Origin of the sequence: Paenibacillus sp. B1-35, assembly GCF_050474385.1 — a bacterium.
GTDB lineage: Bacteria > Bacillota > Bacilli > Paenibacillales > Paenibacillaceae > Paenibacillus_B > Paenibacillus_B alvei.
In genome coordinates this window covers 772,983-793,668 of the sequence record NZ_JBCHVJ010000002.1, presented here as the reverse complement: position 1 = coordinate 793,668, position 20,686 = coordinate 772,983, and the positions used below count along the sequence as shown (strand labels likewise).

General features: G+C 36.5%; 17 protein-coding genes. 1 reads left to right on the top strand and 16 read right to left on the bottom strand.

Translation table 11 applies throughout. The features are described from left to right. Nucleotides 1-88 precede the first annotated feature (88 nt). The 4 genes from ACQ5BJ_RS11270 to ACQ5BJ_RS11255 all read right to left on the bottom strand — a co-directional run bounded on the left by ACQ5BJ_RS11270 (nucleotide 89) and on the right by ACQ5BJ_RS11255 (nucleotide 7,641). Nucleotides 89-4,813, bottom strand: coding sequence for a hypothetical protein (locus tag ACQ5BJ_RS11270; protein ID WP_430109648.1), 4,725 nt, complete (start codon nucleotides 4,811-4,813; stop codon nucleotides 89-91). A gap of 89 nt (nucleotides 4,814-4,902) precedes the next feature. Then, complete coding sequence (locus ACQ5BJ_RS11265) at nucleotides 4,903-5,367, bottom strand: hypothetical protein (protein ID WP_430109650.1); 465 nt, start codon at nucleotides 5,365-5,367, stop codon at nucleotides 4,903-4,905. 143 nt (nucleotides 5,368-5,510) lie between these two features. Beyond that, a complete protein-coding gene (locus tag ACQ5BJ_RS11260) occupies nucleotides 5,511-6,953 on the bottom strand; it encodes a hypothetical protein (RefSeq protein ID WP_430109652.1) in 1,443 nt (480 codons plus the stop codon). Between the two features lie 541 nt (nucleotides 6,954-7,494). Beyond that, nucleotides 7,495-7,641 carry a hypothetical protein gene (locus ACQ5BJ_RS11255; protein ID WP_430109654.1) on the bottom strand — a complete coding sequence of 49 codons (147 nt, stop codon included), beginning with the start codon at nucleotides 7,639-7,641 and terminating at the stop codon, nucleotides 7,495-7,497. A gap of 640 nt (nucleotides 7,642-8,281) precedes the next feature. On the opposite strand from ACQ5BJ_RS11255, the gene ACQ5BJ_RS11250 reads away from it, so the two are divergent. Beyond that, nucleotides 8,282-8,863 carry a hypothetical protein gene (locus ACQ5BJ_RS11250; RefSeq protein WP_430109656.1) on the top strand — a complete coding sequence of 194 codons (582 nt, stop codon included), beginning with the start codon at nucleotides 8,282-8,284 and terminating at the stop codon, nucleotides 8,861-8,863. 191 nt (nucleotides 8,864-9,054) lie between these two features. On the opposite strand, the gene ACQ5BJ_RS11245 is transcribed toward ACQ5BJ_RS11250, so the two are convergent. The 12 genes from ACQ5BJ_RS11245 to ACQ5BJ_RS11190 form a co-directional block, all read right to left on the bottom strand. After that, nucleotides 9,055-9,552 (bottom strand): hypothetical protein, encoded by a 498-nt coding sequence (locus tag ACQ5BJ_RS11245; protein WP_430109658.1) that lies wholly within the window; start codon nucleotides 9,550-9,552, stop codon nucleotides 9,055-9,057. Between the two features lie 151 nt (nucleotides 9,553-9,703). Next, nucleotides 9,704-11,056, bottom strand: coding sequence for a tetratricopeptide repeat protein (locus tag ACQ5BJ_RS11240; RefSeq protein WP_430109660.1), 1,353 nt, complete (start codon nucleotides 11,054-11,056; stop codon nucleotides 9,704-9,706). 571 nt (nucleotides 11,057-11,627) lie between these two features. Further along, nucleotides 11,628-11,723, bottom strand: coding sequence for a putative holin-like toxin (locus ACQ5BJ_RS11235; RefSeq protein ID WP_021255831.1), 96 nt, complete (start codon nucleotides 11,721-11,723; stop codon nucleotides 11,628-11,630). A gap of 403 nt (nucleotides 11,724-12,126) precedes the next feature. Then, entirely contained in the window at nucleotides 12,127-12,561 is a 435-nt protein-coding gene (locus ACQ5BJ_RS11230) for a nucleoside deaminase (RefSeq protein WP_430109662.1), read from the bottom strand. A gap of 209 nt (nucleotides 12,562-12,770) precedes the next feature. Continuing rightward, nucleotides 12,771-13,625 (bottom strand): MBL fold metallo-hydrolase, encoded by an 855-nt coding sequence (locus ACQ5BJ_RS11225; protein ID WP_430109664.1) that lies wholly within the window; start codon nucleotides 13,623-13,625, stop codon nucleotides 12,771-12,773. A gap of 232 nt (nucleotides 13,626-13,857) precedes the next feature. Next, the gene (locus ACQ5BJ_RS11220; RefSeq protein WP_430109666.1) at nucleotides 13,858-14,061 is read right to left on the bottom strand and encodes a zinc ribbon domain-containing protein; all 204 of its coding nucleotides are present in this window, start codon (nucleotides 14,059-14,061) and stop codon (nucleotides 13,858-13,860) included. Nucleotides 14,062-14,431: 370 nt separating this feature from the next. Next, entirely contained in the window at nucleotides 14,432-15,049 is a 618-nt protein-coding gene (locus tag ACQ5BJ_RS11215) for a hypothetical protein (RefSeq protein ID WP_430109668.1), read from the bottom strand. A gap of 5 nt (nucleotides 15,050-15,054) precedes the next feature. Beyond that, the gene (locus tag ACQ5BJ_RS11210) at nucleotides 15,055-15,714 is read right to left on the bottom strand and encodes an HAD hydrolase-like protein (protein WP_430109670.1); all 660 of its coding nucleotides are present in this window, start codon (nucleotides 15,712-15,714) and stop codon (nucleotides 15,055-15,057) included. A 98-nt stretch (nucleotides 15,715-15,812) separates the two neighbouring features. Then, entirely contained in the window at nucleotides 15,813-16,301 is a 489-nt protein-coding gene (locus tag ACQ5BJ_RS11205) for an NUDIX hydrolase (protein WP_268599257.1), read from the bottom strand. Nucleotides 16,302-16,564: 263 nt separating this feature from the next. Next, complete coding sequence (locus ACQ5BJ_RS11200; RefSeq protein WP_430110327.1) at nucleotides 16,565-18,844, bottom strand: ATP-dependent DNA helicase; 2,280 nt, start codon at nucleotides 18,842-18,844, stop codon at nucleotides 16,565-16,567. A 564-nt stretch (nucleotides 18,845-19,408) separates the two neighbouring features. Beyond that, nucleotides 19,409-19,756 carry a hypothetical protein gene (locus ACQ5BJ_RS11195; protein WP_268599258.1) on the bottom strand — a complete coding sequence of 116 codons (348 nt, stop codon included), beginning with the start codon at nucleotides 19,754-19,756 and terminating at the stop codon, nucleotides 19,409-19,411. A 24-nt stretch (nucleotides 19,757-19,780) separates the two neighbouring features. Beyond that, nucleotides 19,781-20,647 (bottom strand): alpha/beta hydrolase, encoded by an 867-nt coding sequence (locus ACQ5BJ_RS11190; protein WP_430109672.1) that lies wholly within the window; start codon nucleotides 20,645-20,647, stop codon nucleotides 19,781-19,783. Between the last annotated feature and the right edge of the window lie 39 nt (nucleotides 20,648-20,686).

The following is a 20,686-nucleotide window of genomic DNA, read 5'->3' as shown; positions in this document are numbered from 1 at the left end:
AATAAATTTTTATATTGTTGAAATTACCCATGGCTTCCCTAACTCATTTTAATCAAACATACATTTTTACAGCAATTTAGTGTCACCCTCACCTATTGAGCTGTTGTTGTAACACTATTGCCCGACCAATTCTTTCTTCTAGAAGCAGATCCCAAGTGTCGAGACACTTATTAAAGACATGGGGATCACGATCCTTGGATTGCTCGTATAGGATGATAAGTAACTCAATAGCCTCTTCAATATCATGATTAAAACGATACGAGAAATCTTTTCCCTTATTTTTATGATGCACAAATGCATCAAACAAATTAAAAATAACCTCGGAAAAATCGAATAAATTACCTTCATACTCTTTAAGTCTGTATACTATCAACGATGAATCAGTAAATGCATCCGATTTAAGATACTGTTGTATTAAATTGATATTTTCTGTATGGTTCATAATATCGAATCTAAATATTCCTGAGAGTTCTTCAGAAAGCTGTTCACCGTCACTTTTAATTAATCGAGATAGTAAAACATTGCATTTCTCTAACATATCTGATTGTCCTAGATGCTCTGTTGCAAATTTAGCGATTCCTTTTTTCTGATCAATGGTTCCGGTCAAACATTTTTGAAGTTCCTCTTCAAAAAAATCGTAGAACACCCAAAAACCAGTTATGAATTCAGCACCTAGAGTGGCAACTTCAGCATTATCCGATTCAACCATGGATCTAATAACAGGTGCTATCGAAGAAAAATGTGTCCTTATTGCATAAGAGATAAACCGAGTACCGTATCTTGACACAACTACTCTCAAATCCCCCTCGACAGCCTTAAGAAACCATTGAACTGCTAGATCTTTGTCTAAATTTAGTACAGGTAACAGTGTATACACAGAAGCCATTCTAACAACAATATGTTGATCAGTTACTAAAGACTCTATTGCTTTTTCAAAAAACTCTAATAGCCTTCCATTATTCCATAATACATTAGCAATTGCTTGAGCAGCTGCTCCTCTAACACAATTAAGACCGCTTGTAAATATATCTTCAATCTTTGCGTTTTGGAGATCCCCATCCCATTTAGAATCATGTACATTCAGTTCATTAGGTAATGGATCTTGATGAGACATGGAAAACTTAGCTAACTTAATCAATATCGTTTCGGACCAATCTTCTTCATTTCTTTCTTTAATTAACCTACATAATGAGATTGCCGCATTGTTATCTTCAAAACTCTGGTACCTTTCAATAAATGCTATCACATCTTCAATAGGAGCTGCTCTCCATAATTCGCTACCTTCCCCTTGCTTTCCATAACTATCTTTGGTTAATTGTGCTGCAGCTAGAATTACTGAAACATATTGCGAATGGACATTTTTAGGGAATTGAAGAGCTAGACTTACAAATCGAGCTGGGTTTTCTCTTGCTGCCTTCTCTAAGCTTTTAGAAAACTGCCAAATAGATGATTCAAGATTATCATCTTTATCTGAATTCCTCCTAGAAAAATGATTTTCATATAGCACTTTTTCATTGGAAACAATACCTAACCACGATCTATCGCTTATTCGTTCTAAATTTTTTTCTAAGGTAGACCCAATCCACCCTCCCGAAAAACCAGATATACCCATCATATCTTTGTCAGTTCTGCCGCTGAACCTACGTTTTAAAACCGATAATAATTCTCTTGTTTTTATAGACATACGGTTCGTTGACAATTTAGAGATTAATAAATATTGGGGAACCCCCCAATAAGGATAGTAGATACTTCCTTCACTTTTCCTACGATACGACAGCACTTTTCTTGCTTTATCCAATTCATTTCGTTCATGATAGTGAGTTACCAAATGTTCTAAACCAGAAAAAATACTATCGCTGCAATGTGGAGTCAATTTTTCAATAATAAATCTTGACCATAAGTAATTGGGCTCACCAAGGCTATTCCCTACCCTTAATCGTGCTGGGTCATCTAATAACCACTGAATGCCAATATCGGCATAATCATTGGGTAGATGCGCCATGCCCCTAGCAATAATGTACTCGATAATGGGAAAGTCAATATTAGACAAAACCCTCACTTTTTCAGTAAACGTGAAGGGGTGTGATGATGCTATTTCATTTGCTGCAATAATCGTTAGTTCAACTAACACCGCTAAAGGCGAGAGTTCACTGATATGTCTATTCAACCTTCCAAGTTCATATTCTTCCAGGTTTTCTGAGGATCTCAATATCAGTGGTATATATTTTTCCCAAGCCTCTACCGGATATAATTTAACTGCTTTTGAAATATATTTTAAATCGTGTCTCTCAATTCTATGCGCTCTAGTCCGCTGAGTCTGCCGAACTACATTGTCATTAAGTATTATTTCAGTAACCTTTAAAGCTCTCAAAGGATTTGAAATAAATTTTTTCCAATAAATAAAATGTGGATAATACCCTCTATCCATTAATCTCAACCTAAATTCAAACATTGTCGCTGTATCATTTTCAATATCCCAGCCAATAGCATTTAGAATACGCGGATACCATTCTGTTCCTTTATCTATGAACGACTCCAACAATTGTACTATCTCATCCTGAATGCTTTGGTTTACCGATTGAAGCAACCAAATTGCTCCTTCAATATCATTCACATTTGAAGAATTAAGCTCTTTCTGAATGTAACCATTCTCTATTAACCCCTTAATGTACATTGAGTTCCCACTAATAACAGAATGTATTACGTGTGGGTTCCAAAACTCATCGTAGAGTAAATTAGTTAGAAATGAATAGACGCTATGACTTGAATTTGATAAAGATGAGAATATTTCAAGAACTAAATGTTTGAAATGAAATCTAACCTTCGAGCTATTTAATAACAAATCCGATATTGAAATAAACCTGTCGATATTATCTTGGGACAACATAATTAAAACATGCCTTAGTTGCTCACGACGGAACAACGTTTGTTTGTCAAATGAATCTAACCATTCTATTACACTATGACCATCGTTGATCTCAAAGATGACTCTCTGTGCTATTAAAAAATCAAGGTATATTTGATGACCAAAACTTAATTTGCGGTCAACCTCAGTTAAGATTCCACTTGAGTTCAAAGCCGCTACCACTCTCGGGGATAGACCAGAAACTAAATAACCAGGAAATGAGTTTTCACTCCGACTCTCCATATGCTCAGTCAAGACCTTTAATACAGACTCAATTTCAACATTACTAACCCCTTCATCTTCAATATGTTGTTTTTTAATTCGCATAAATTCACTCAATAGATCAATTGAAGAAGTAAAGTTAGTAATCAAACCATTATCTTTTAATTCGCACCACATAAAAAGGTTTTGGATGTTGGTTAAAAGATGCTTTTGCGACACATTAAATTTTGCGAATTCATCTCCGACAACATTTTCTACAAAATCCTCTGAAAGCCTTTTCACTTCAACAGAAGACCATTCATGTTGAGTGTCATTTTTAATATTGGACAGCCAATTATTCAAACGGCGATCGTTAGTCATGTCAAAAGATCTACAAGAAAGAATCACTCGTATATCCCGATTCTGGCGCTTTAAAAGCAAAATCTGATTTATTAGTTCTTTACAAACCTCGAACGAATCCGAAGAATGCAAACTCGTCCATCTAATTGCATCGAGTTGGTCAATGATAATTAAAGCAGGGCGATCTCCAGCAATCGCGTGCAAAGTAACAACTGGTGAATCAGGTAATCCTAAACTTTCTCCAAATAATTTAGGAGTATGTTTTGGAATTTGTCTATCGACTCTAAGGGGAAGATATTGAATATTGTTTTGTTGGTATATTTGTGTTAGTTCAAACAAAACTCCACTTTTTCCACTACCTGCATCACCATAAATAATTAAAAGTCCGCTTTGTTCCAGTTTCTCAATACATTCCTGTGTTTCTTCTCTTGCCAGAAGGCCGCCGCGTATTAGTACTGGTTCGATAGAATCATGAAACTGATTTTTTAATATATCTAATACAGGAACAATTCTGTTGTCATAAGCCAAATTTCGTGGGTATATGTCTCGATCTTGTAAGTATGCATACAACTCGTCAGCATAAATTTCTATACCTAAACGATCGTTATTAATCGCATATGCCGCAAGCATAGAAACTATTGTTTCCGGATCTCCTGATAACGTAAAATTCACTAGATTATACAAATCAGAACGCTCATCTGGAAAATTTTCAAAATAACTTCGTTTTAAATATTCAAAGGCCATAGCACTTTCATTGGGCTTGTTATAATCTAAATTCAAAGCTCTACAAAAGCTCTGATATAACCCCTTTTTTTCTTTTCCATCTAATAAATGCTCATAAAATAGTGCCACATTGTCTGGGGAATTACGAGCAGCATCACACAAATCCTTTAATGAAATGGACGCTACAGGAGAAACAAAGATGAATCTATGTGTTTCACTTCTGTCCAATTGATCTTGAAGTTTAGATAAGACCCCCTTGGATTTTAGATTTGAAACAGTCCATGTTTCATTCATTGCATTTCTTGCCTTACATTGATAAGCTTCACGAGTACCGTCAAAGTGTCGCGTCCAAAACTCAACCCCCTCCTCGTCCAGACCAATTGCTTCTACAGTAATGGATTGAATTTTATTATTCAGCAAATCTAAATATTTTCTGACTAACCATCTATCCTCGTAGTTATTTCCTAATTTGTCTCCTCTTCCTCCGATAGGAAACGCCATAACATCACCCATTATTAAAAATAATAAAAATATTTCATTATAACATATTTCTATAATTAGGAACCCACTACTTTCATAGTGAGTTTTATATAAGGCAATAAAACTACTTTTACTTATCTCCATTTCAAACTTATTGCTTCATTTCTTCTCCACGACAGCTATGAACAACAAATTAATTTCTTCTTTTATTTGTTCAATTATTTCATATGAAACTAATTTCCCCATTGTGATTGCATTGAGGGGTGAAATGATTGATTTCTAAAATTTCTAATTGCCCAATATTTTCTTTCCTTTTCCTCAGGTATAATCCCAAATTTTACAAGACAATTAATCATATCGGAAAGTTGAAGTCTTTTCTTCCCATTTGGACTGTAATTATTACCGAAAACTATTTCATGTGTTTTAGCAATAGTTGCTTCAAAAGCTTTAAATGATTGCTCTTGAGCCAATGTTAAGAACGTCCAATATAGGTATCCATACATGTAAAGTGCCTTTGACGCTTCAAACATTTCATTAATCTCGTTTGGTACATATTCATTCAACGTTAGATTTGAAGCAAGATTTATCATATCCTCTTCTGTTATAGGACGTTGTTCACCTGTTTTCCTTTCAAGGAATCCAAATGATTCTATCGTTTCATCAGGTAGATAGTAATTTTCACTTGTAATAATTTTCAAAACACTCACCCTTCCATCTACTCTGTATCAGTTACCCTATAGTGTAAAAGACTCCAGAAAACTTCTCATTTATTTATGTAACATCCCCATATGTCGCCTTCGTGGATGAGAAGTCTTTCTCTTAAGCTTCTCATTAGTTTTGTTCAATTTTTTATTTGTTCACTAAAGACGTTGTTATTGTACTCAACATAGTATTTAGTTCTTTTTTCAACCATATGCTCAAGTTGCGGATTCAACTTCTCAATAATATATCGGGCAATCAATTCAAGGAATATGTTCACATCATTAATATGTTTATAATTACTTGAATAATCATATCTTGCATTCCCCCTACCACTACCACCATGAGCAGATGCATTTCTTCCTGTAACATAAATGATACTTCCAATACTTTTATTTTTTAGATAAGAGTGATTGCTCCACTCTTTTTTAATCTTTTTTGCTTCCTCCTTTAATTTGGTCGTGAAATTGACGTATTTTGCTGTCCGTTTTCTGAATATCTCTTTTTTTTCATTTACATATGTACCATAATCGACATAATATAATGGAATATATCTATGAGTCATGATTTCGTTAACATAGTAGTTAAGAGCATCTTCAGGCCTATTATTTATAGGACGTATTAGTGGTTGATAATGATTAGTTACTCCATATTCAAACACTCGATAAAGAAATACACATCTTGGAAGTGACTCGAATTGCTTCAATGAAGCATGGTATAACTCAAAAATAAATTCATGTTGCGAATCTTCAAAACACACCATATTATAGCCATTCTTTTGCTTAAGTATTGGAAATTCTAGATAAATTGGTTCCTTATATTTGCTATCAAAAAAGTCTTTTTTTCTTAATCTTAGCGTATCTAATAAGTCAAATTGATCGTATAGTTCGGTAAGTTTCCTATTAAAGTCGTAATTTTCGGTAAAGTAAAAAGAGGGGTGACCATTTAAATAAGCTAGAATGTTCAATAAGGAATTCTTGTTATTATCCGTTGTTATTTCATTGTAAAACACAGAAAAACTATGCGATTCCGTTGCAGTAATGAAGACATCTTTGTAGATAATTATATCGTCTCTGTATTTCAAGACTTTTGAACCAATATAAGTACTAAAAGTATTGATGTACTTTGCTGGATAATGCTTTAATGTGAATAACTCCTGATTTGACTCTCGAATATTCTGCTTCAGTTTCTCTTTCATATAAATAGTTAAATTCTCTTCCAAGGATTTATTCGGGTCAAACTTTCTGAAACGATTTAGCGCCCCATAAAGATATTCTTCATTATCTGCGAGGGTATCCGGATACAGTATATTTACTGTTCCATTACATAAGTTTCTTAGAATGCGGTTATGCATCTTTCTCAAGGATAAATAAACTTTTTTATATTTCTTAACAAGAAGTTCTTTTTCCTCATAAGTTTCACAGGCATATCTTTCCTGATTTAACTCAAGGATCAATTGATTATATTCATCAAGTTCAAAATAAGCTAATTTAATCGAAATATTTAAATAATTCGAGTCATATAGATCAATATTATATTCATCTATTGAAGCTTCTATATCCTTCAAACTACTATTTACATCCAATTTTTAAATACCTCCTTGCTAATTCTTTGTTCTTTATTCATTCAAATTTTTCCTCTCCGTTCTCTTCTAATACTTTTTTTCCTTGTTGGTTAAGTAATCTGGTCACTAAATTTACTATATCTATTAAGTAACAGGATGTTGCAACTGAATTACTTTCAAATCGTTAGGGGTAATCTTTCAGATAACGTCATTTTGTATCTACGAACATGAGAAGCGCATCGTGCCGTGTCCAACGGACTTAGCCGAGCTGATTCCACTTCAAAAGCTCACCTCTTCTTGTGAACCATGGGACGAAAGGTTCGCCGCGAAGATACGGTGTTATCTAATACCCTCAACTTACTGGAAATACCCCCACTTAAATTATCTTCTATATATCTTTTCTTTCTTCAAATCAAATACAATTGGCTTTCCAGGTTCTTTGTAATTCCATCCTAATTGTATTCCCTCTATGATTACTTTTCTTACTTCGCTGGGCTGCATAAGTCTCAGATTCATGTTTTCTACATATGGAGATTCAGCCCAATAATATCAATATCTGATTTTATGTATACTTCAGAGGCTTAATACGCGCACGCGCCGGATCCAACAGACTTAGCCTCACAGGGTTGTGAGCTGATTCCACTTCTCTGCTTCCCTCTTCTGGCAAATCAAGGGCAGAGCCTGTAACGTAAATACGGTAATATGACATTGATTCTTCTTCGCCCCCCTCGACAATTATTTAATAATTCAACAATTCCCACTTTCCCAAAATTATATTTGACTATAAATACCACTTGCAATATAATCAATATATAGTACGAACAAAACAAGAACATCACGAATTTAACACAATATATAGTCATAAAAATAGAAAGGAGGCACTTGCATGTCAAAAAGAAGTTCAAATAAAGTAACATCCCCAAAAGTTGCGTCAACAGCTTCAAAGATTCTAACGGATGGTAGGTATAGTGCAAATTCCAAGTCAGTCGCTGGCTCCGCGTTAGCACAATCTAAATCAAAAAAGAAATGATCTTAATAGAGTTCAAGTAAACTTGAACTCTATTATTTTTTCATACATTCACATTAATCAATCTCGTATAACCTTCTTGCTTCTACGAACCCGAGAGGCTTCAGGGAGCAAACGCGACCGGGTTCGACGGACGAGTTGTGAGCTGGCTCTACTTCTCTGCTTCCCTCATCTAGCAAACTAAGGGCGTAGCCTTAGCATAATACGGGTTAAGCGAATTTGCTGACTTCCTTGAACCTCCAACTATCTAATTCCTTGTTACAGATTACACACAAAACCAACAATGGTATAATTACAAAAAAACATCTTCGAGGATAATAACATGCCTATAGCGATGTCAATAAAACTTCCTTATAAAAAGATCAACAAGGAAACCATAAAAAGATTTTATACATTGGCAACAAATTTCATGACTTTGTATCAAATCGATGATTACAATCAGATAATACAACAAGTAATTATCAATAATGATAAGAATATAATATTTGATTTCAATTCTTTCGATGATCTAGACAAGGAAATATTATTGAAAGATAGAATTACATCAATTATCTACACATTCTATACTACTAGAAATGAATCAATGATAAACAAACTAACATTTAGTCATTTTATAAATGAATTTACATTACTTGAAGTAGAAACTCATGAGAAAGCCTTTGCTGAACATGTTTTACTTGATTTCAAAAATGGATTAAAAAATAAAGATACACCTCACAATTATCATCAATTAGTTCAAGACAAGGATAGTAATAGTGATGAAAGTGCGTTAATCCCCCACAATATGAAAAATAACGATACCAACAATAAATCAAAAACTGAATCGCCTAAGTGGCTTCTACTTATCTCAACAATTATTACATTACTTGCAGGAGTTGTTACTATTATCGAATTTTTCTTATAAATTGTTCATTATCTTCAGTAATTTCGCTTAACTTTCCTGTGTTCCTGTCGTCGATTTTCCTTAGATAGCTCTTATCTTAGGGTTAAATGTATCCGGTTGGATCCGCCCACGCTCCTTCCTCATTGTTTGGATCGTGGGCGTATGCCCGAAGCATGAATATAGTGTTATCTGCTGTTGCCAACATTCAATTCTCAAAATATGTGTACATCTTGTTGCACTAGTCTCCTTATACGATCATCAATAAGATTCTGTCCTTCAGTTGATTTAAAAAATTCGCTTACTTCATTTCTTGTAAACATAGTATTATTAGATAACGACTTTCGAGTCCTCTCTGTTTTAAAACCGATTAACGTTATTGCAAGTCCTAAGCTAATTAATGAAATTGCGTCACTCCATGCATTAATAGTCTTAACAGGAATATCAATTTTTAAATTGGGAAAAACTATTATTGCGATTACTGTACACCCTAGAAAAATTGAGCGTAGAACTTTTAAATTATTTATCTTAAAACCTCTCTTTTCTTTAATTCCTTCTAAAATGTATTCAATTACGTCCAATAATATTAAAAAGAACGCTGCAATTGATACATATAACAACCACTTCCCAGTTGCATTAATTAATGGTGTTAGCCTTAATACTGATAAAACAATAAAACCGATGCCAACTACTTTCGTGAACGTGGTAGTCAAGATATTTCCTCCTTACAATTTATTCGGGCTTTGGCAATTGTGCATAACGTTCAGACTATTCCCGACCCTCGCCAGAGATTAACTGCCGCAAGGTAGATCAAGGAACGTTAGTGACGCCGCGGGAATAGTATGTTAGGCGAAGTAAAACTCATTAGAACTCTCTCACGAAAAATAAAGGAACCATATTATTATCCACATCTCTAAATGTAAAGTTGTCACTACTTCTATACTTTCCTTTTTCGATTCCTATCTCGTATATATACCAGTCTTTAAAAACCCCAGTATTGCTTATTCCTTTGTAATTCACTGCTATACCTTCAAAAATCTCACCTTCTAATCGATAGTCCTCAATCTTCTTAGGTAATAATATATTTATTTTTTTATCCTCCAGCAATTGAATATCGTATTTTTCCCAATCAAGGTTATTGTTGGATACAAAAATATTATTCAACAAATAAAGTAATTGTAATTCATCCTTATATTGATATTCTATTGAATTTTGAGCTCTTTTAAGTGCATCTATGGTTTTATCAAATGTAAATTTGATGTTACTTAAGTGTGTTTCAGTAAATCCACTATACGACGTTATGTAGCTATTGAATTGAAATAAGAAATCTTTATTTAAATCGATTTCTTGATAATTAAATACATCAAACCCTTGTGCCCCATTCGCAATTATGTTATCAAGGTTTACTGAATCTTGATTTTCCATAGCGTAATTAAAAGCAATATTATTGAGTATCAAATTCGAGTAATTTATGGGCTCTAAATCAAAATCAAATATGTCTTTAAAATGAATCTCTACTCCTTTTTTCTCAACATACAAGAATTTCATGCCATCACTCATAGATGTTTTTTCAGAGTTATATTTCCGATTTATTTGAATCATATATTTATTAACTCTATTTTTTGCTTCTTCGTATGATAAAGTTTTATAAGTTGAATCAACCCATGATTTTACATATATTGGATATATCTCTTTATTCACGTGCAAAGGATCATCTATTTTATCAAACGTTTCCAAAACTTTATGATATTCTCCATCATTATGATAAATGTATCCCAGTATTGCTAACTCACTAGCATTAGAGTTTAATACATTTCCCATATAAACGTCCTTTGCTGCTTCGAAGCGGTTGGGATCGTTACTCTTTAGTAATGATAAGGTATAATAATATTTTAAATTCTCAATATTAGGATTAATATTAAAGGCTTTCTGTGCAGCTTTGCTAGCCTTATCATAATCTTTATCATTATAATAATCTTTTGCTTTTAAGAAGAGACTTTCAGCTTTACGGTCATCATTGATGTAACTATCCAAAGTTGCAATTGAGCTTAAAAATCCTATAATCGCGAAGAATATAGTGAATGCATTCATTGTAATCTTGAAGTATTTTTTTTTCGATATGTTCATGTATCTATCTTTAATACTATTTAAATATTGCACTGTAATCTTGCTGAATCCCCTTTTCATCTTTTGCTTTGATTGATTCCTTTTCGCCATTGATTCCACACCCTTCAAATAATTATATCTAATTTCGCCTAACGTCTTTGCATTTACGACGACGCACCACCTTATTCCGGCAATCCCGACTGTAGTATCCGAATGTGTTTTTTAACATGTTTCCCCCCATTTTCAAACTCATAGCTACCAACTTTTTTCACAGGCAAATTCACTATCAGTAATAATGAATTTGGAAATGTCACTTAATGTTATTGTATCTACGAACCTAAGATGCTTAGCGCTTACAAACGGGTTCGATGGACTTTACCTCTTCTCTGCTCACCGCTTCTCTGCTCACCGTTTCTCGCGAACCAAGGGTAAAACCCACAGCATAATTCGTTTTAGCTGATGGGGTCACATCTTCGAGATTCTTTCGATTCTGAATGACTACGTCTTTTTGTTTCAACATTTTTTCAATCCTTTGATACATCTTTTCTGATATGGTACTATATATGTAATAAAGACCAAGTGCGCTAACACTTGGTCCATACAATTGGCTTGGATGGGTAATCCCTTCTTAGTCATTCATGAATGGAAACCCACCTTTGGCGTCCAACCTTGGGGTGGGTTTTTACTTTCTCTTGTTGTTATGATTAATGTATGTTAAAAGAGCAAGAATGAATGTTCCAAAGAGGAGCATGATCGTTATTGCGTCTTTTACTTCCATGGCTTCACCTCCTTTCGAAGGGAAACCATGCCCACCCAAGATTCAATTGTAGTTATATTTTACCTTTTTCCACATCCGCGTACAAGTGTTCTTATAATTGTTTTGAAGTTACAGTTTGAACATGGTTTTAATGTAATTCACATACCTTCCAGATAACGTTCCCGTATTCACGACGTCGAGAACCTTATAGCGACTACTCTTAGTCTCCCAGATGTGTCTCAGCAATTACCTCCTCATCCATATTTCCGGGATCGGGGGCTAAAAGGCCCGACACATGAATGCGTTGTTATATGAAGTGACCTGCTCCATTAAAATCAAGCATCATGCCATTCAGTCCTTATCTTCCCTCGATTCGAGAAAAACTCAGCCATCATCTTTCTCTGACGATCTTCTAATTCTTTTATCAGTGCAATTCTTTTATCGGTTTGGCTTCAATAGATATATCTGAAAATCTATCGATAAATAATGGTTCTTGCTTTAATTTCCTCATCGCTCCCATAGATATATCATTCGCTGCCCAAACAACTCTCTTTATTGAGAAAGATAGCAATATGGCACCACAACACATGGGACACGGCTCACACGTTGTATATAACGTCAACTCTCTTTTCTTATATTTCTTGTTCTCCATATCCAGCATTAATTCTGATGCATTTCGTATCGCATCAACTTCGGCATGTGCAATTGTATCACATTCAGTAAAGACCCTGTTTCTTCCCTTACTAACAATCTCACCTATTGAATTTACTACTACAGCTCCAATTGGGTAAGTTCCTTCTTTCAAAGATTTTTCAGCCTCCTCAAAAGCCGCAAGGAGAAACTTTCGATCTTCCTCCACCGAATCACCTCATTCACATACTTCGGTCATTTCATTTCTCGTTCCCGTATTTCACGACACGAACCAGCCTTAGATAGCTCTCATCTTAGGCTGGCTCGTCTGTTGTCTAACCTTCATCCATTATTATACATCTGGCAACCAAGGGGCGAAAGCCCCCAGCGTGAATACTTAGTTATAGGGTCTCTGCGGCATCATAAAATCACTTCAAATTAACGCTCTTCTGAATGTAATATCTGATCATTTACAAACGCTTTAATGAAGAATAGTTCATCTCCAATAGGCTTCCTTTTATTTTCATTTTCAAAAGTCTCTAATGATTCCTCTAATGAAGTTGAATTTGTGGCTTTACTGGCCGATCTTAGCTCTTTCCAGAACAAATCCATTTCTTCGATATCGCAAATCGATTCATGACCAACTATGAAATGACTCGCGTCGAATTTCTGAATATCTTCTATCATTGGCTCTAAATGAGACTTTTTATAGTGAAATAAAGAATTTTTGGTTGTACCATAAATACTATCTCCAAGGAAAATTGCTTTTTCATCGGGAACATAAACAATGGTAGAATCATCTGTATGTGTGCTTCTGATTCTCTCAATAACACAACTCTTATTACCTAGGTCAAGAACGAGAGACCCATCAAAAACAATATCCGAAGATTTTAATTTGAACACATCCCGATTTGGCACTTCATTCTTGATAATCTCCACACACTGCGAGTTCATCTTTTTAGCATCTACATATTCTTGAAGAGAGTGATCGTCAAAAGAATAGCCTCGCCACGTATTCAATAATTGATTGGTAAGGCTATTCACAATGATCGTTGCATGAAACTCATTCATCCCCAAAAAATGATCCCAGTGTGCATGTGTGATTACCAAGTACTTAACTGGAGGTACGTTTACATTCTCGATTTCATTTAAAAAATCCCTAGCATGCTGAACAGAATTTCCTGCATCGATAACAAGACTATATTTTTCTCCACAAACCAACCCTAATGTCGGTCTTTCTTTCTCGTTTTGATTAGATAAATAATAAATGGAATCACTTAATTTATTTAGCATACAATATCCCCTCTTGTAAGAGCTTTCGTTTCTCGCGAGTTTCTTCATCACAATTTTTCATTAGTTACCTACTCCCTACTATTTGCTTATATTTTACAATTATAGCATCACACAAATGATTTAGAAGGTAGTAAACAATTATAACTAAACTTTACTTAAGCTCACTAAAATGAGCAGGCTGCGGTAGCCTGCTCAACAAGATGTGTTATTAAATTTTTGTTGCCTAACCTTATCAACCGAAAAAGAAATCAAGAACATTCGAACCAGCCGAAGATTTTTTATTGTAAAATTCGGAATACCCGCAATTTGCACAGTACACGACTATAAATTGATTGTGCTGGATATCGAACATTTTGGATAGCCCTGTGCCGGTCATTGCTACTTCTTTCGTCCTTGCGTCTCTGCTTCCGCATTTGATGCATCCTTTTCCACTCATACATCTGTCACTCCCCAACATGTTATGTTTCTTCGTACGTTTCCAAAGCATATAAGGTTGCGAAAAAAACAGAATGAGTTTATTTTCAATAGGTTCCAAATGTGGAAAATCAGCAGTCGCGTCTTAGTAATTTATTTTGCTGTAGTGTCATGTTAGTTTCTTATTTTTTGATCACTTTCGCCATCGCTTGAGCTAGATAGGATTGGTCAATTGCCTAGTTAGGGATATGCTTACTTGGTCACCCACCGAGACTGTATCGCAATCTGTTTTTCTAATAAAAATCAGATAGCATTTGGCTGAGCGTCTTCCAATATTTCGTTTAGTGGTACGGTGTTATGTAAAACCAAATCTTTTTCGAATGCAATCACAATTATTCAATGAGTTCTTTATCTACTATCATTATCCCTTGTCTTCCTATCTTAGTTATTTCTAGTGTTTCCTTTAACCTTTTTATTTTTTCAAACATCTCCTGATTAATAATACTTATTGGGTTTATAGAAGGTGGCTCTCCTTTTTTTATAATATTTGTATCGATCGGTCCACCATCAAGTTCCAAACATGACTGTAAAGTGTAGACTGAACTTATTTCCCATATGTGTTTACATAGGTCTTTGATTTGTTTAAAGCTCTCAGCTTTAAACCTCCATTTATCTTCTTCCATTAATACATCAATTTCCGGGATAATTAGTGAGCTATGGATCTCATTCTTTCTATATCTCCAAAAATGTCGTATCTCGCTATGTGAGTTACTCAATAATAGAATTTGCTTATAGTTGTTATTGACGTGCTCATCGCAGCCAAGAATAAACTTGTTTTCGAGATGTTTTTGATTCCACGTGGTGATTTCTTCTAAAGTGTTATTTTCGCTATTCCAATATCCTGATTTATAAGGAAATGTATTAAACAATATTGAATAAAATTCTCTTACAAATGTATTATTTAAGGCTTTATAAGGAAACGTCATTTCGATGGAAAAATAAGATGGCAATAGTATTACTCCTTTAACTGAAATACAATCGATTTTAGTTCATTTAAGTCTTCTATAACTACATCAGCCTTAGCAAGTTCATCTTCTTGTGCAAAATCAAAATTACATCCGATTGCAACCAAACCATTGTCCTTAGCTGCATTTATATCCGATATCCGATCCCCTACTACTGCACCATGAGTAATACCATACTTATCTATAATCGTCTTCACCAAATCTGATTTATTCAACGATTCGATTTGCTGGATACTACATGTTTCAGTAACCCAGTTATCCAAATGATAAAACTTTACAATCGCATCTAAATACGCTATTAAGCCATTACTTGCTATGTAAATGGAGCAATTATTCTCTGTTAAAAAGTTGAAAACCTCCTTTACATTCGGATATAAATCCCCTTTTCCACTTTTTATATTCTCAATTAATCTCTCTAAAAAATACGCATCCGTTTGTTCTCTAACTTCTATGGAATGATTGGGCAATAAAGTTTCCCATACTTTGGGTAGTGGTGCACCCATAATTTCACGATACTTATTTATAGGAGTTTCTTTATCCCATTTATTTCGTGACTTCAAATGGTTAAAGGTATCTTCGAGTGAACTTTCTAATATCTTATCGGTTTGAAAAAGTGTGCCATCCATATCGAAGATGAATGATTGAATCATTGACTTCTGCTCCTTTTCTTGTCCCCTACAACAAAATATATTTCCCACGATGCCCTCTGATTTTAACTGATAAGATGTGCCTTCTTCGATCTACCCATTCAAGATCTTTCAAGTTGCTTTAAATAATAAATAATCCCGGCTCGATCAACATTTGAAAATTGTAATGGGTTGCTATTGATTAAATCTGATAGCTCCTTTATAGAGATCCATTTAATATCTGTCGTTTCATCCCCGCTCTGTACTATCTCTCCTTCAGCTTTACATCTAAAGTAGTACCCTACTGAATCAATTGGCCCTCTTATTGTTTGATATGCTCCAAAGGGTTTCATACATTCGACTTCAAATTCTGGATCTATTCCGGTCGTATCAATTCTTGTGTCTTCTCCCTCAATTTCTGTTACTTCCAGTCCGGTCTCTTCCCTTACTTCTCTTCTCAATGCTTGCGTTAATGATTCATATGGTTCAATGCGTCCTCCAGGTAATTCGATCTTTAATGGTTCGTGGGGTTTATTTCTTGTCTGAATTACAATTTGTCTTTCATTATTAAAATTTCTTTCAATTATCGCTCTGGAGTTAACAAAGAACATATAATCAGTCCCTTCCAATAATTTGTATTTCAAAAAAAGAAAGAGAGAATTTCTTCTCTCCTTCCTTACTTAGAAAGATAACTAAGCCTTATTAAATTGGTCCAATTTTACAACAAATTCACGTAATTTGTAACCACGAATCGGATTCACTGGTCAAACCTATATTTGCTCAAAAAGGGCGGAATCTTCCTCTGAAAGCCTTTGCCTTGCTTCTTCCACCAGTTAGATGTTTTTCTATTAAGCTGACGAATACGGAATACCGCTCACTTCCACTCATCCGGCAGCAATGCCGCATAATGCGGGTGCAGATAACGGTCATCGATCAGCAGTAATTGTCCCTGATCCGTCTCTGTACGGATTAGCCGCCCGCCGGCCTGCAGTACCTTGTTCATACCCGGATATACGTAGGCATAGTCAAATCCGTTCTTGCCCTGCGCGTCGAAGTAGTCGCGGATGATATCTCGCTCCAAGCCAATCTGCGGCAGCCCTACACCAACGATGGCAACGCCGGTCAAGCGGTCTCCCACTAGATCGATCCCTTCGGAGAATACTCCACCCATAACCGCAAAACCAATCAATGTCCCTTCATTTCCAGCATCAAAGGCTGACAGGAAACTCTCCCGCTCCTCCTCCGTCATATCCCCCCGCTGCAGCAACAGCCGCAAGTTTGCATCTTCTGCATGAGCAGCAAAGGCTTCATAGACGAGATTCATATAAGCATAAGAAGGAAAGAAGAATAAATAGTTTCCGGGTTCGGTAACCATCTGCCCCAGTACGCTTACCAGCCCAAGCTTGCTTCCCTCGCGATCGTGATAACGCGTCGACAACGGCTCGATCCGAACCGCGAGCTGCTCGCGGAAGAAAGGTGACGGCAGCGATAATGTATAATCCTGCTCTGGACTTGCCCCCAACATGTCCCGATAATAGGAAATCGGCGTAAGGGTAGCCGAGAAGAAAATATGCGAGCGGAAGCCCTTACCCATTTCCCGCAGCAGATGAGAAGGATCGAGACAGAACATCTTCATGGATACTTCTCTGGAAGAAATCTCGGCATAGGTTATATATCTTTCATCGTACAGCTTGCTGATTCTCACGAAATTCTGAGCCGCAAAATAAACCTGCAGCAACAACTGCGACTGCGCTGTATCCTGACGGGAGCCAAGCTCCTCTTCTGCCGCGAGGATAAATGCCTCGGCTCGTTCAACCAGTTGTACGGGAACCTCCTGCGTAATTTGTGCTTTTCCGTCCGATTCTTTGCGCAGTTGTATAAAGAAGGCGTTCACTGCCTTGGAAGCCTTGTGCACCTCGCCGTTAAGCTCTTTATATTCCCGCTGCAAGCTGAGGAAATCCCCTTTATTCAATGTGGCTGAATACATCTCTCGCGCCCGATCCACCAGATTATGCGCTTCGTCAATCAGCAGCGCCGTCCGGCTCTTCCGCTCGGCGAACATTCTTTTCAACGAAATTCTAGGGTCGAAAATATAATTATAGTCGCAGATTACCGCATCCGCCGCATAAGCGAGATCAAGGGAAAATTCAAACGGACAAACCCGGTGCTTGCGTGCGTATTGTTCAATGATTTGCCGACTGATAAGCAACTCGTTAGTCAATATATCAAGTACCGCCTCATTAATCCGATCATAGTAGCCGTCACCGAATGGGCAATCTTCCTTGCGGCAGCTCACCTTATCCTGAAAACAAATTTTCTCCTTGGCCGTGATGGTTACGGTATGCATCTGCAACCCTTGCGTCTGCATCAGGGCGAACGTCTCCTCTGCTGCGGTACGGGTAGTCGTCTTGGCGGTCAAATAGAACATCTGCTCAAGCTGTCCCGTCCCCATTGCCTTTACGGCGGGAAACGTTGTCGAGATCGTCTTTCCGATCCCTGTGGGAGCTATGGCAAATAAGTTTACTCCCTCTTCAATCACTTTATAGACCGCTCCCGCTAATTTCCGCTGTCCCGCCCGATAAGAAGCGAATGGGAATTCCAGCCCGCTGATGCTTCTGTCCCGTGAAATCCGATGAACGCGAAGCATCCGCGCATAAGGAGCATAATTCTCTACCACATCACGTACAAATGACTCTACATCCGCAAAAACTGCCTCCTGCTGAAATCGTCTTTGTTCACCTGTTACGACTTGTACGTAGGTCAATTGGATTTTCATTTGAGCAGCTCCATGCTCTCTGGCGTACATATAGGCATAGCATTTAGCTTGAGCCCAATGAACCGGATAGGTATCCTCCAGCGTCTGCGGGATGTCGCCAGAAGTCGATTTAATCTCATCGATGACGATGGATCCGTCTTCTTCTACCAACAATCCATCGCAGCGCCCGTCTATGACAAACAGCAGATCTCCACAAGGAATCTCTGCCGATAAATATACTTCTTTCTGATCCGCCTCACCGTAAGTTCGCTGCACCTGTTGATGCGCCTTAGTCCCCTCCGTCAGGGCCGTTCCCGTCCTGAACCCGCTCTCCAAATCCCCGCTGCGGTACACGTACTCCACCAAAGGTCTCACAGCGATTTTCACTTGATCCTTCATCGCTTCACCCGCTGACTTTCGATATAGAACATTTGTTCCATAGTATATCATAAAACTGCGAATTCCCTTACTTTTATCGAAATGAAATGTTTTTTTGCAGACCCTTTTTCACCATATCCTTTCTTCACAAAAACAACAGCGCCTCCGCAATCATGATGAACGCAGGGACGCTGTCAACTCATTAATCGGAAATTCAATTTTTATTAATAATCTATCCTAGTTATGTATCGACGTTGATAATTATTCCGCAGAAACGGTCTGATCAGGGGCACTTGCTGCTTCTTTTTTTCGCTAATCTTACCAGGGCATTTACCATGCTGTCACGACAGCACGTTAAAGAGAATATCCATCGGTGCAGATAATGTTCTTGTATCTACGAACTTAAGAGGCTTAAACCGTGCATACGTTAGATCCGACGGAGACTTAGCCTCGCAGGGGTGTGAAATGAATCCGCCTCTGCTTTACACTTCTAGCGAACCAAAAGGAGTGCCTGCAGCGTAGATTATCCGGAATTATTGCCTGCTCCGAAACAGGATAAAATTTCCTCGAGTCATTTAACCTCGGTTATTTTAAAATTAATTCACCTACACTGACTATACCTTCAGTTAATTTAGGGTACACCGCACTCCAAATCAATAATGAAATAAATAAAATTAAAAATATACTGGGATATCTCGCCCTCATACAGCGAGACGTTTGAATCATGCTGAGTAATAAAATAGGAATTGTTATGAATGATGTTATATGCCACCCCCACTCTCCCACCTTAGTCCAACTTCCAATCCCAATTAAGTCCAAGAAACTATCCAATAATGAGTATCCATATAAATGATTGCATCCTAATATCAACACAACAAAATACATAGTCATCCAAATACGGCCTATATTCATTTGATTGTGTTGTTTGAACAAAATAACACCTCCTACTTTTGTGAATTACTTACAAAGATGTGTTCTTAAAAAGACGATCACCTTTTCAAAAGCGCTTTGAACTTGTGGGTCACAAAAGCTCTGATCGAAAACATGATCCGCCCCTTCTATAGTTATTAACTTTGCAGCTACTCCCTTTTCCTTTAACTTCTTGTACATTAAAACTGATTGTTCATAGGGTACATCTGTATCTTGATCACCATGAAGAAATAATGTTGGGGGAAAATCTATCGTTATATTATGGATTGGGTTATATTGAATTAACCTCGTATCATCATGTTCATTGTTGATTCCCGTTACCTCTTTTAACCAGGAACCCTGCTGTCGGCAATATAAATAATAATCAAATCGTTCCCATTGACCATTAGTAATTTCACTATCCCTGACATGCTGACAGGCTCTTTCCTTATTTATAATTGGTCTCTGACAGTAATGTTCACTCGGTTTAGAAAGCCACCCCCCCAGAATATCTCCATAACCATAAAATGAAACGATCACTTTAGGTCTAATATCCATTGTCCCAATTAATAAGCTAAGATAGCCACCAGCTGAACTGCCCATAACTGCAATATTATGTACATCGAAATCATACCAATCGATTGTTTTTGTTCTTATCCAATTCATTGCGTCTTTGATGTCTTCTATAATCTCCTCAAATCCAGTTTCAGGAGCAAGTCGATAATCAATATTGACTATACTAAAGCCAGATTGTCTGAAAAATTCAATTTGATCTGAGGATAACCATGATCTTGCCCCAAAAATTAGCGCTCCTCCATGAATATACAAGATCACTGGAGAATTACTACCCTGATAATATATATCAGCACATATAGAGCAATTATTTACTTTTTTGTAGACCCTAGTATCTTTCAAGACTTATTCCCCCTTTTGATCTTACCGTATTCCAGTTAA

Bases quoted from the DNA above. Each gene is read 5' to 3' on its own strand.
- ACQ5BJ_RS11270 (WP_430109648.1), bottom strand. From the start codon at position 4,813: ATGGAGATAAGTAAAAGTAGTTTTATTGCCTTATATAAAACTCACTAT.
- ACQ5BJ_RS11205 (WP_268599257.1), bottom strand. From the start codon at position 16,301: ATGTTCTTTGTTAACTCCAGAGCGATAATTGAAAGAAATTTTAATAAT.
- ACQ5BJ_RS11225 (WP_430109664.1), bottom strand. From the start codon at position 13,625: ATGCTAAATAAATTAAGTGATTCCATTTATTATTTATCTAATCAAAAC.
- ACQ5BJ_RS11210 (WP_430109670.1), bottom strand. From the start codon at position 15,714: ATGATTCAATCATTCATCTTCGATATGGATGGCACACTTTTTCAAACC.
- ACQ5BJ_RS11255 (WP_430109654.1), bottom strand. From the start codon at position 7,641: ATGTCATATTACCGTATTTACGTTACAGGCTCTGCCCTTGATTTGCCA.
- ACQ5BJ_RS11240 (WP_430109660.1), bottom strand. From the start codon at position 11,056: ATGGCGAAAAGGAATCAATCAAAGCAAAAGATGAAAAGGGGATTCAGC.
- ACQ5BJ_RS11250 (WP_430109656.1), top strand. From the start codon at position 8,282: ATGCCTATAGCGATGTCAATAAAACTTCCTTATAAAAAGATCAACAAG.
- ACQ5BJ_RS11200 (WP_430110327.1), bottom strand. From the start codon at position 18,844: ATGAAGGATCAAGTGAAAATCGCTGTGAGACCTTTGGTGGAGTACGTG.
- ACQ5BJ_RS11235 (WP_021255831.1), bottom strand. From the start codon at position 11,723: ATGGAAGTAAAAGACGCAATAACGATCATGCTCCTCTTTGGAACATTC.
- ACQ5BJ_RS11220 (WP_430109666.1), bottom strand. From the start codon at position 14,061: ATGAGTGGAAAAGGATGCATCAAATGCGGAAGCAGAGACGCAAGGACG.